This is a genomic window from Bacillus sp. ME78 (assembly GCF_903970865.1).
GTDB lineage: Bacteria > Bacillota > Bacilli > Bacillales > Bacillaceae_G > Bacillus_A > Bacillus_A cereus.
Genome location: NZ_CAJCKK010000055.1, coordinates 1 through 12,000, shown reverse-complemented (window position 1 = coordinate 12,000; position 12,000 = coordinate 1). Strand labels below are relative to the sequence as shown.

Sequence of the window (12,000 nt, the reverse complement as noted above, 5' to 3'; positions counted from 1 at the left end):
ATCGTACCACCAACTACTACTCCCGATATAACCTGATAACACCATTTCGTGCTCATCATTTTCTGGATTAACTGCATTAGAAAACAGATAAGGAATATGTTGTATTTTATTTTTCATTCTTATCACCTCCTTCAATTGAATTTGCAGATTGATAATTCTTCGTAATTACAAATTCGTCTAGTTCTGGATTATTAGAGCGTTCAGCACCAAACAACTTCCTCACCTCATTTCTAGTGAATGCACCACTTGCTACTAATTTATCAACAGCCTCAGCATGATCTATAATATCTTTCTCTTTCACACCAGTTACTTCAATTTTTTCTCCTAATAGGAAGTTCTTTTTTTCAATTAATTTCGCATTTAATTCATCTTCTATCTTTTTAATTAGAGGACTAATACAGAATTTTATATAGGCTTTAATTGATGTTTCGTAGTCTCCCATATCACCACGAACTAATGCCGTAGGAATACCTAAAATATTAGCCACATGATCTATTAAATCTTTTTTTAATTTTGATAGTTCCTCTACAGACCTTCCATTATTTGAACCATCGGCAATTTCCGTATAGTTAAAACCTTTTATTTTTGGAACGATTGCAAAAGCGTTTTTCCGAAACGCCCCAAACAATTTATCCATAAAACTTTGTAATTTAGTAAGGTTTTCCCCCTCCAAATTCTGTGCGGATTCCATCTCAGCAGTTGCACGTATTTGATTAGAAAACATATTTGTCTCAATCATACGACTAAAAAGTTGAGTGTAATCCTTGAATATTCCACTCATAAATTTTGTCAATTCTTCATTGTTATAAGTAATGTAAATAACCTCGTCCATTTGAAATGACCTTTGGAATGTATAATCCTTTACGGTTACATTTTTAAACACATCAGGATATACTGCATATTCAACACGATCAAAATGATCAGCAATGAGTAAATTATTTTGATCTGTAAGAATTGCCAACACTTCATTATCAAGAATCAATTTATACACAAAATCTTGCCAAAAATCAGCTGCGCTTTGATCTGTATTCGGCCTAATATTCAATAAATAATGCCAATCATTATATTGACGTGTATCCTTTTTCATCATCCGAAATTCAGACAACGAAACGGTTCGAGCAATAAAATTAATACAAGTTTCTAATGCTACCTTTTTTAAATACGCTCTTTGATTCGTTTCAATACCAAAGAAATCAAAATCATTTAGCATCATATTAATCTCTTTATTTTTACCAAGTACATCCGACAACCAACTCATATTTCCCCTTCACCCCCTTCTTAGAAGTTCAATGCATTCAGCAAGTCTAGCGCTGCACCAACATCTGTTTCTCTTACCTCATCCGCTCGATACATAGCATGTACAAATGCCTGGAATCCATCTGTTTTTCTGCGAACTGGTTCTTTCTTCTCATACATTTTATTTCCATCTTTTTTAATAACAACGAGTACATTATTGGTATACCAACGCATTATCGGATTATCACCAAATACAATTTGGCGATGTGCAAATGCAACTTCAATTCTAGGAGCAAGCAAACCATGAATAGCTCTCGGATTTCTAATTACTTCAACTTCAAATCCAGCATCCTCAAAAAGTGTTCTTAGTAAGTCTGCACGATAATTATCCATTATGATTTTTTTGATATCATAATAATTTCGCATTTCAACGAACCAAGCAACGATGGTATGCGGATCAATTGTTTCTCCTTCCACAACTGTCAGAAGACCTTGCTCTTCCCATTCTCGAATTGGTGCAAACTTCTTCTTACCTGCAATTTCAGCATCATGCTTTTTGGAATAACTATAATATTTATCAACGAATTCCTTTCTAGCATACGAATGGGATTTCCATAAATAATCACCCTTACTTCTAAAAAGTAATCCACATGCTGCGAAATCACGAATACTTGCATAATCAAGTGCGCCGATACATTCATGACCTTGTAAATCTGGCAATTCGCGATTAGTTGCTGCAATCTCTTCCCATTTTGCAACTGACCTTTCTAAATCTGTAACAGGTAAATTCATTCGTTTTGTCATGAATTCTTCTCTATTACTTGGGTCATCTTCTAAATCTTCGTATTCTTCTTTTATAGTTTCAAGTAACCCCTCAGCATATTCGCTCAATGGTTTAGATAACATAGGATTAGCAAGTTCCCAATTATCAATATCATCCACTTCGTTTTCATCATTTAATTTACAGATAAAAGGAAAGACAGCATTCGGACGTGCTTCACCATTCAATACCTTCATTGCCTTTTCTTTTTGCTTATCTAAGAAACCATCACGAACATATCCATCTGTACCAATGTAAAATTCACGTGGGTTTTTCTTTTTCCCTAAACCACTGATATGAACGCGGACATCTTTATTACTTTCGTATTGATGTATTTCATCAAATACAACCGCACCATCACGCAAACCATCTTTTGTATCACCGTTTGAAGTCCTAAACTTCAGTACACTTTCAGTAGCCTTTGAAACCGTTTGAGTTAACGTTGTTTTAAAGGCTCTCTTCAAGACCTCATTCTTTTTCACACATTTATGAACTTCATCAGGGCTTGTTTTCGCCTGTTCTTCACTATTCGCAACAACTGAAATGTTATACTCTGGAATGCCATGTAATTCACTAATTAAAAAATGAATAATAACAGAAATCAGACCATTTTTACCGCCGCCACGCCCTAACATCCATAGGAATTTACGATAAAATACACGTCCATTTTTCTTATAAAACAAAAAGACGAATGCTATTAAGAATTTTTGAAATGGTTGCATCGGAAAATACCACTTCTCACCGAAGTTAATACAATCCTCAATCATTTCATCATCAAAATACAAATCGTCTCTATTTAAAACGTATTTTTCTAGATATCCAATTAACAGTTCTCTTTCTTTATTGAACTTCACTTTCCCACTTCGATAAAGTTCAATATATTCTTCTACATATTTTTGCTTAATCATGTAAGATCACTTTTGTTATATCCTGTATCAGGGATAGTATTCTTAACAACAAACTTTATATCTCTCCCTAACGCAATTAAAGAACTGTTAATTTTATTCCTCTCACTTATAAGAGGGTGGGCCTTAACGAAAACTTGGGTTCCATTTTTGATTGTTACGGATTCCCCTTCTTTAGTTATCGTTTTATTAATTTTCCGAAATGCTTTAACTAGATCAATATAGCGTTCCACCTTTTCAACTTCAACTAAATCTGTCGTATCAATACTATTCATTAACTGTTCCTTTAACCTTACAATACTAACAGCCATCTACCCACCCCCCCTTACGCGCGTATTTTCGAAAAAAACCTGACAGTTAACCCCCTCCTCCGGTGCCCCTTAGAGCAATTTTTGATGAAATATTTTAAGGGGGGGATTATTAATGAATCGTTTTTACCACTTTTCATCATGTTCCCATTTATTCTGATTCTTTTTGAATGTTCTACCGTGTTCTTTATTGTGGCAATTAACACAGACGGTTTCAAGGTTATCTATTTCAAGTGCAAGTTCTGGATGATGTTCTAGTTCTTTTATATGATGGACAACGAGTTGTATCTTCTTACGCTTTGCACTCTCACTGTATTCATTGGTGTCTGTTTGAACAAGACCGTTTCGTTTACACTCTTGGCATTCATTCGAGTCTCGCTTCTTTACTTGTTCGCGTATACTCTTCCATTCACTACTATCATAAAACTTACGCTTCTGTTCTTTGGTTTTGTATTGTATGGTTTCATCAGTCATTATGACCACCAGCAAACTATGAACCCTTTACTATATCCAAGAAAGTAACTAAACCAATTCATATTATCATTCCCTCCCCCAAAATAAAAAGCACCCAAATAGATGCTTTTTAATGTCTTTATAAATTATTTTATTTCCATAAATATCAAATGCATGTATCTATATTGTTAAGATAGAAATTAAAAATTGATAGTGGCACTCCAGCTATGTTCATTTGCACACCTATACGTTCCAGTGACACTTTTCCCATCATTCCCCACCACACCTACATAAGTACAAGTTGTCGGCCCATTTTCATGCTCTTTACGTATAACAAATATATCGTTTCCATTTCGCAAAATTGTTAATATCGCGTGATAATCAGGTTCTCCCGGTTTTGCCCATTTTCCGTCAAAGGTATTACTTAACCCTCTTCGCGTCCAAACACCTATCCATCCTGCCTCTTGTTCTATCCACTCTACACCTAAATCTCCAATGCTATTTATACGTTGAGGTAAAATATCTTTAAGCAACGTTAAATCCACATCCGGAATTTTACATGCGTTAGAATCCGCAGAACAAGATCTACCTGCTTCCATAATAATCTGTAATTGTCCACTTATCTCATTAAAACGTTCATTTACTTGATCAATATTAATTTCCGGAAATTGAAGTTGATAGTCTAATGCATACGTTAAATCATTTTGATACTTTGTAAAGCGTTTGTATAAATTCCCCATACGTTCTAAACATGATGTTTGGTACGAAACATTTAGTGAAGGCAAACTTTCACGAGCTATATGGTTGTACGGAATTATTAATGCCGAACGAGGGAATCCACCATCACCTGCAACTGTTTGTGGAAATTCTAAAGCTTCCTGGATCATACTCTCTGGTGTTACTTCTTGTAAAACACCACTTCCTCCTTGTCGATATACAGTAGCTTTCAGTTGATAAGAAGCTGTTATTTTTTCCAAAATTTCTTGAAACGATACATTCATTGACCCATCGTATAAACCATAAGTCGCTTGACCAGAAAGAGCAGCTCTAATCTCATTTAATTCAGAAGTAGTTGTGCTGTTAATTTCAAGAACCCCTATAAATTCTCCACCTGTAATTAGACCATAAACAAATGAATCACCATATTGCTGAATAAAAGCATTTTGGTCTTGATTATATAAACTTACCGCTTCTGGCTTTAATTTAACGTTTGATAAATCTAATAAAGTTTGTTTATTTGTTACGATTACTTGGACGATAACATAAATACTGTAACTATCTTGTTTAAATGAATTAGAGAAAGCTACGCGAGCTGATCCATTACCAGTCATCCCATATTTAAGTGATGCTTTAGCTGATACATTCATTTTTTCTGTAATACTTTCTGTACTACTAGCTAGTTCTACTTTAAAGAACACTTCTTGTCCACCTGCCGATAAAACTTCTCTAGTGTTATTTACATTATCTAGAGCAGGTGAATGTATGTCTTCAGTAGCTGTACTAAAACCAAGCCCAAGGTTCATACCATTAATATAATCTACCTCAGAATTCACTATAAATACCTCCTTATGTTTTTAAGTATTTTTGATTGAGGATTCAGGTTAAATACGCTAAGAAAATTCATTTATACTTTTTACATATTTATTATATTGAATCAGCCCATATAATGTTTATGGTGCCCTAAGCTCCTTCATTTAAAACTCCCTATTCCAGTTTATCTCTTTAATTCATCATAGTAATCGCTTGATATCAATTAAGTTCTTTTTACCAATCTTATTTATTACAGTCTTTTATTCTGCACACATGGCTTTCACATGAACAGTTTATACTTTAATAATAGCTAAATTTTCATATACCTCCATTGAATTTCCAAAGAATGTCTCCATCATTTCTCTTCTTCCAAAATAAAAAGCACCCAACTATGGATGCTTTGTTTATTAGGCTTCTCTTTGTACCTTAGCAACTACATGATAATATTTCCGAAATAATTCTTCTAATTCTTCCGCACTTACATGAGTTCCTTCACTTCTCGCTAATTCCAAATGTGTATTTAATAACTCCATAATCACATCATATTTATTTCTCTGTGTATTGTTTATCATTTTTCCCACCTCCTCTATTACATTATCAGATAGTAAATGGCAATTTCCTACTTTAACAACTCGACACTAATCGACAAAAAATACTCGTACACCAGTTTCTCTTTTACCATTTTTTTATATTATTACTATAAAATACAGTAAATGAGACTTCACTCTTCTTCCAATTACCTAGTATTGATATACTTACACATTATTAAGTAGCTGAAAGAAGAGCAAAAGCTCTCCTTAATAACGGTATCATTCAATCGTTACCATCTGCTGGTTTCGGATTTTATGTGCCGTCATTATGAAACCGTTTAGACAACATATAGTTTATAAAGGAATTTATGAGTTGTGTTTTCCGCCACTTCTCACAATACAAATATATCACGTTAATTCCAAAACAACCGGCACATTTCCTGCCAAAAAGCGGTCATTACTCTGCCACTTAATTTACATCTCTCCATTTTATATTCGAAGCTGTAGTCTTAACTATTTTTTCATTTTTCCACCACTTCTTAATAACATAAATACTTTGAAGGATTTCTACTACTTCTCCGTTTTTTGATGTTATTTTATTTTCATATATCATTTTCTCATTCGCTAATGTTGTGTACTCTACTTTCAGAATTAACGTAGGATAGTTAATATTATTAAGAGATTTTAGTGGAATATATATTTCTTCATCCTCTTTCAGTACGTAAAGCTCTAAGTCTATATACTTTTCTTTTTCAGTGGCGTTTTGTTGTATTCCTTCCATTCTTAATCCAAAGCAAGGATTTGGGCTTATATTTTTTATCTTTAAAAAGTTAGGTCGCAATTTTAATTCATCAGTTATTGCACTTTCTTCAACCTCAATTTTTGCTAGTTGCTCTTCTAACTCATCAGTGACAACTATTTTCGATCCCTTTTTAAAAACCCCATCATTTATATTAGCTGCCACTCTTAGAACTTCAACATATGACCTTGCCCCTACCTTTTTTCCCTTGTTGGTAACATATGTATTAACTCCTAACGCTATAATCGCTCCAATAAACCCCCACATTGGTCCAATTTTAGTAATATAATTCAATATTTCTTCGCCCATATAAATACCACTCTCCCAAAAACTAACTAAATAAAACATAATATTCAATATAGTAATTTTACCATATAACCACTTCCTAAGTTACCCATATCTTATATTGTGTGTAACTGACCCCTTCTCTGAATCGCTTGATATCATTGATTTCGTTTCACTTTCTCTTTTGAGTTACACAGTACGAAAATTATGAGTAACTGTATAGGGATACCACCAGCATTTTGCAAAATAACCTAAGCTATGCGGAAAAATAAAATAAGCTGCCCATGTGGACAGCTTATTTAAATAATTATCGTTATTGGAAGTCGTTTTAAAATTCTATATGTTTACTTTTTTCTTGTTCTTACGAATAAACCACAACACCACAGTTAAAAATAATAAAAAAATCAGTAAAAAGAGCGGTATTTTTTGAATAAAGAAAAATCCTTTCCAAAAATCTAACCTAGTACTATCAGGAGAATCTGTTGCCATCCCACCTATAAAAAAAGACAACGGAATAGTAATTATATTTATCCCTAAACCGAGCATTACGAATGATAGATTTTTACTCCAGATTTTTGGTAATGCAGCCATAATAAATAAAACTAATGCGGTACCAATTATAAGAAACAGTGATCCAAAATAAAACCCAAAATAAAATACAATATCCACAATAAATTCCATAATACCCCTCCAAGAATTTAATTATAACATCAATAAGGGTAATTTTGGTTGAATATGATATTCATAGAAAGTTAACATAACGCAATATTATCGGTATCACTGAAAAGAGAAAACCGTACGCCCACCAAGGAACCTTCTTTTTTTTGTTCTATGGATCTATGCATTATATATTCCTATCCTAACACGTTTTTAGGGTTCTTGTTTGTTACTGGAACTGTATAAAACCTTGCAAACTCTTAGCGTAGTTTCTTCCAAAATACTGCAATAACTCTAGATTTAAAAAGAGATAAGCAATGATTAAATTTTAAACCTAGTCATTGCTTTATCCATTGCATCTTGGTTTACACCTATATAACGTAACGTGACCTTCTCTGACGAGTGATTGAATATCTCCATAAGTAATGCTATGTTTTTCGTTTGCATGTACATATGATACCCGTACGTCTTTCTCAGTGTATGTGTTCCTATTTCATCTAGCCCAAAATCTGCCGCTGCTCCACTTAATATCTTATATGCCATACTGCGACCGATTGGGCGATTCCTACCTTGTCTGCTTTGTAATAAATACTCATTGTCTTCTCTTTCTTCAATAAACCATTTAAGTTCTCTTTTCAATGCTGCAGTAATTTGTATTCGTTTCTGTTTCCCTGTTTTCTTTTCTCTCATAGATATATGACTACCTTTGACATCTCCTACCTTCAATTTCAAAATGTCCGAGATTCTCAGGCCTGTATTGATTCCCATAATGAAGAGAATGTAATTACGTAAGCTCTTTTCCTTAAAATAATCTTTTAACTGCTGTATTTGCTCCGGATCACGTATCGGTTGAACAAAATTCATTATTCATTACCTCCCGTTTCTTCTGTCTCGTAAACTTCTAATCCAAGTGCAAAAGCAAGCTTATAAAACGCTTTAGACTTCCAACGTCGATAAGTACGTTCTGACATCCCTATTTCGTTATAAACCATGTAATCACATACGTCCTCTTCTTCTAAATAACGTTTATAAATAATATCTCTTTGAATACTTCCTGCACGTCCGTTCCCTAATCGATTTAGAAACTGATCTATACGTACTGACATTCTTTCAAGCCACTCTTCTCGTTTACTTTGTTGGATATTTGCTATAGCAACATCTTCTAATGGCTTACCAACTGTATGTGTAGGACCGTGCTCACGTATTTCATAAGAAGGAGTGACTTTCATTTCTTTACGCATCATCCCAAATTGTCTATGTATACGTACACTTTCCAAAACACCTTCTAATTCTTCTTGTGTCGCTGTTCTATCAATTTTTGGTAAGAAAGATAATTGTTTAGTCATGTAAGACCACTCCTTTTTATTTTTAGATTACTTTTGTCTTATTGCTCCACGTCTTCGTTCATAACAAGGTCTATGCATCCCCATTAAATCCTCAATGTCACGAGGACTTAATTTCTCTTTTCGTTTTTTCTCCTTTTTCTTCTTTGCTTGATTCGATTGCTTTTTCCATTCACGTAACTCATCCTTTAACCCCTTCATTTCCCCATCTCCTTTTTCAAAATAAAAAGGACACCTATTCCTAAAACAGCTTTAATTGCTGCTTTAATGAATTGGTGTCCTCTAGTTTTCTAGCCGGACTATATTTGATTGCTTTTAGCTTTCTTGCTTCCCTTATAAAATCCATATCTATGATCAACTTCCGCAATCAAGATTACAAGTACCATAATAATTCCAGCTTGTATGAAGCTTTTCGCATTACTAAAGGTCACAAACATGATGATTAAGTAAAGAGCCCAATACATTCCGAAAAACTGTTTACCATTCATTTTCTATCCCTCCAGTACTGTTATTTTATTATTCCAGCTTTCACAAAAATATTTCTCCAAGCGTTATCAACTTGATATTTCTCTACTGACTTTGTGCGACGCGCGATAGCTTTTCTAATTTTTCTTTTCTTTAAATTAGTCATTATCCTAACCTCGCTTTCTATTAAAAGGATTATTTTGTTGAGTTTTTTCATTACATACAATTGAAAATCTCCATGATATAATATTTTCAGATTACATAAATTTTCCATTATATAAAAGGAGGTAGCTATCATGAACAAATGGATTATCGCTATCATATATTGCTCTCTTTTAACAACATTTTGTTATTTATCCATTAAAACTTTACTTTTATCTGCTACGGTTCATACTGCATTTCCAAATCCTCAGTTTTTTGTTGGGATAGTTGGATTAACATTTGGCGTTTGGATACTAACATTTGGAATACGAAAATACATTTCATTTGTTACCAAGAATGAACAAGAACGCCGAAAACTTAAAACCCTGTTTTCTATCATTTCAGTTTTATCTTGCTACGCTGCAACTCTGCTATTTTATATCTAATTTCGTCTACAGTTTGTGCATATACTGATTTTGCCCATGAATAAAACTCAATATTCCGTCAATACTATAGACACATGGTTATCTTTCTCCGATTTCCTTATATGAGCAGTTAGCCTTGGCTAGCTGCCCTTTTGTTTCGTTCCTGTTCCTGTTTCTTAAAGGATTTTTTATTCTTTCTCGAATAAAATCAATAATTTGGCATATAATATCAGTGCATCTAGATTATCACTTTTGTATCGAGCAGTTAGACTGGGCTAACTGCTCTTTTATTTGTCACAAAATGAAATTTTTATTACATTATTTTCGCATAACATTTACAACTCTGTTCATACTATAGTTGTAATTCGCAATTACAACTGCACATTTGATAAGCACCGTTTTCTTTTCTTAACAGGACAGCTAGCTAATCGCGCTAGCTGTTTTATTGTATAAAATGAAGTTTTTATTAAGTTGCACCCACATAACATGTGGAGTTTTGTACATACTATAACTGTAACTTAAAGTTACATATCCGAACTTGTAGGGCCTAATTTCTTTTGTACAACAAGTAGTTAGCTAATTAGAGCTGGCTGCTTTGTTGTGCAAAATAAGATTTTTATTTCTCAACAACCATTTTTGGAATTAAAATCCTAATAATGGTGTATAGTGACTAACTAGTCACTATACAAATTCAAAGCGTTCATAAAGGCACACTTATATGTGTGCTTTATTTTTTATTACAATTAAACTTTCAAACTACAACATTCTAAAACAGTATGCATATAATGCTTTTATTCCTCTTTCAAAATATATCTTGTTTTAGAGCGCCTTAAAAAGCGCTCTTTATATTTGTAAATAAACATTTTTCTCAAATATACTCACGACATGCATATTTACTAGGATAAACATTATACTAGTGCAAGAAATATTTTATCCATATTTATAAGGAGGGTTTTTTCATTAATACAACTTTAATTTCCCATTTCTACAATGAAGAGTATCTACTCCCATGGTGGCTAATGCACCACACAAGACTATTTGATCACGGTATTCTTATTAATCGAGGCTCTACTGATCGCTCAGTAGAAATATGTAGATTATTTGCACCTCATTGGGAAATCCGCGATTCAAAAGTAGTAGAGTTTGATGCCATATTAGTTGATAAAGAAGTAATGAACATAGAAAAAGAAATTACAGGATGGAAAATGGTATTAAATACCACTGAATTTCTTTGCTGTTTTGATAAGGAAACCTTTTTCTCATCTCTTGTCACTTTAGGGCAAAACATGTATGCTATTAGGACTATTCTGATGGTAGATGACCCTACTCATGGTTATTCCAATCCGAGATACGGAATTCCCCTTGTCAAACAGCGTTATCATGGGAGAATAATCCATCCTACTCCACCTGCCCCTTACTACGGAGGTAGACTAATCCACAATTTTTCACATGGTAACTATATAGCCGGAAGGCATTGGTCAAATCATTCCTTTATCGTTTACATGTACCCTGCTTTCGTTTTAAAATTCTTTTACAGTCCATGGAACACAGCTATGAAAAATCGAAAATTACAAATTGGTCCAACTCTTTCTAAACATAGCATACAGAAGGGCTTAGGTACGCATCACCTAGTTACACTAGCTGAATTAGAAACAAAATATAAATTCTTTGCAAGTACAACTGTTGACCTTCGATTAATCCCAGAATATCAAGTTTTATTTCCAGATTTATGTTTCCCTAACTATTAATACATCTAAAAAGAACATTTTGGAACTTCCTATACAACCCTTGCTTTCGAGTGAGAACCAACTCTTATTAAAATAGCGTTTTTGTTCAAATTAACACCCATATAATTGGACACATTTACCAGTATTTTTACCAAAAAATTCATGATATGGTTAATTAGTCGAGTACGTCATTACTTGGCACTTACCCTTAGAAGCCCCGTCGACAATCGGGGTTTCTTTTATCAATATACATTTGTCAAAATAGTTAGTTGAGTGTTAAAATATCATAGATTCTCCTTAGGGAGTTTTCATGTAATTAAACAAGAGTTTACAAGTTCTCGAATCTTCGCCCCTTGGAGCGCCCTTCAAGGGGCTG

General features: G+C 33.5%; 15 protein-coding genes. 2 read left to right on the top strand and 13 right to left on the bottom strand.

Annotated elements, in window-relative coordinates; translation table 11 throughout:
- Positions 1-106 precede the first annotated feature (106 nt).
- The 13 genes from H6481_RS27600 to H6481_RS27540 all read right to left on the bottom strand — a co-directional run bounded on the left by H6481_RS27600 (position 107) and on the right by H6481_RS27540 (position 9,497).
- On the bottom strand, positions 107-1,258 hold the full coding sequence (locus H6481_RS27600) for a phage portal protein (RefSeq protein WP_098570355.1): 1,152 nt from the start codon (positions 1,256-1,258) through the stop codon (positions 107-109).
- 20 nt (positions 1,259-1,278) lie between these two features.
- Positions 1,279-2,964, bottom strand: a complete 1,686-nt coding sequence (locus tag H6481_RS27595; protein ID WP_016125622.1) for a terminase large subunit — start codon at positions 2,962-2,964, stop codon at positions 1,279-1,281.
- Positions 2,961-3,272 carry a P27 family phage terminase small subunit gene (locus tag H6481_RS27590; protein ID WP_016125621.1) on the bottom strand — a complete coding sequence of 104 codons (312 nt, stop codon included), beginning with the start codon at positions 3,270-3,272 and terminating at the stop codon, positions 2,961-2,963. Before H6481_RS27590 ends, H6481_RS27595 begins: the two co-directional genes overlap by 4 nt.
- Before the next feature lie 123 nt (positions 3,273-3,395).
- Complete coding sequence (locus tag H6481_RS27585; RefSeq protein ID WP_182813736.1) at positions 3,396-3,743, bottom strand: HNH endonuclease; 348 nt, start codon at positions 3,741-3,743, stop codon at positions 3,396-3,398.
- Positions 3,744-3,922: 179 nt separating this feature from the next.
- Complete coding sequence (locus H6481_RS27580; RefSeq protein ID WP_182813735.1) at positions 3,923-5,275, bottom strand: hypothetical protein; 1,353 nt, start codon at positions 5,273-5,275, stop codon at positions 3,923-3,925.
- A 384-nt stretch (positions 5,276-5,659) separates the two neighbouring features.
- Complete coding sequence (locus H6481_RS27575; RefSeq protein WP_182813733.1) at positions 5,660-5,824, bottom strand: hypothetical protein; 165 nt, start codon at positions 5,822-5,824, stop codon at positions 5,660-5,662.
- Between the two features lie 427 nt (positions 5,825-6,251).
- Positions 6,252-6,890: a hypothetical protein gene (locus tag H6481_RS27570; RefSeq protein ID WP_182813731.1), complete on the bottom strand. Its 639-nt coding sequence runs from the start codon at positions 6,888-6,890 to the stop codon at positions 6,252-6,254.
- 312 nt (positions 6,891-7,202) lie between these two features.
- Complete coding sequence (locus tag H6481_RS27565; protein ID WP_033693225.1) at positions 7,203-7,535, bottom strand: hypothetical protein; 333 nt, start codon at positions 7,533-7,535, stop codon at positions 7,203-7,205.
- A gap of 309 nt (positions 7,536-7,844) precedes the next feature.
- Positions 7,845-8,387 (bottom strand): site-specific integrase, encoded by a 543-nt coding sequence (locus H6481_RS27560; protein WP_016124635.1) that lies wholly within the window; start codon positions 8,385-8,387, stop codon positions 7,845-7,847.
- The gene (locus H6481_RS27555) at positions 8,387-8,869 is read right to left on the bottom strand and encodes an ArpU family phage packaging/lysis transcriptional regulator (RefSeq protein WP_000166181.1); all 483 of its coding nucleotides are present in this window, start codon (positions 8,867-8,869) and stop codon (positions 8,387-8,389) included. Before H6481_RS27555 ends, H6481_RS27560 begins: the two co-directional genes overlap by 1 nt.
- A 27-nt stretch (positions 8,870-8,896) precedes the next feature.
- Positions 8,897-9,067 (bottom strand): hypothetical protein, encoded by a 171-nt coding sequence (locus H6481_RS27550; protein ID WP_180358791.1) that lies wholly within the window; start codon positions 9,065-9,067, stop codon positions 8,897-8,899.
- A gap of 98 nt (positions 9,068-9,165) precedes the next feature.
- Positions 9,166-9,354, bottom strand: coding sequence for a hypothetical protein (locus H6481_RS27545; protein WP_001013579.1), 189 nt, complete (start codon positions 9,352-9,354; stop codon positions 9,166-9,168).
- A 20-nt stretch (positions 9,355-9,374) separates the two neighbouring features.
- The gene (locus H6481_RS27540) at positions 9,375-9,497 is read right to left on the bottom strand and encodes a DUF3983 domain-containing protein (RefSeq protein WP_098976266.1); all 123 of its coding nucleotides are present in this window, start codon (positions 9,495-9,497) and stop codon (positions 9,375-9,377) included.
- Between the two features lie 130 nt (positions 9,498-9,627).
- On the opposite strand from H6481_RS27540, the gene H6481_RS27535 reads away from it, so the two are divergent.
- Together H6481_RS27535 and H6481_RS27530 are read left to right on the top strand one after the other, a co-directional pair.
- Entirely contained in the window at positions 9,628-9,918 is a 291-nt protein-coding gene (locus H6481_RS27535; protein ID WP_182813729.1) for a hypothetical protein, read from the top strand.
- Between the two features lie 998 nt (positions 9,919-10,916).
- Complete coding sequence (locus tag H6481_RS27530; protein ID WP_259347397.1) at positions 10,917-11,645, top strand: glycosyltransferase family 2 protein; 729 nt, start codon at positions 10,917-10,919, stop codon at positions 11,643-11,645.
- Positions 11,646-12,000: the final 355 nt, after the last annotated feature.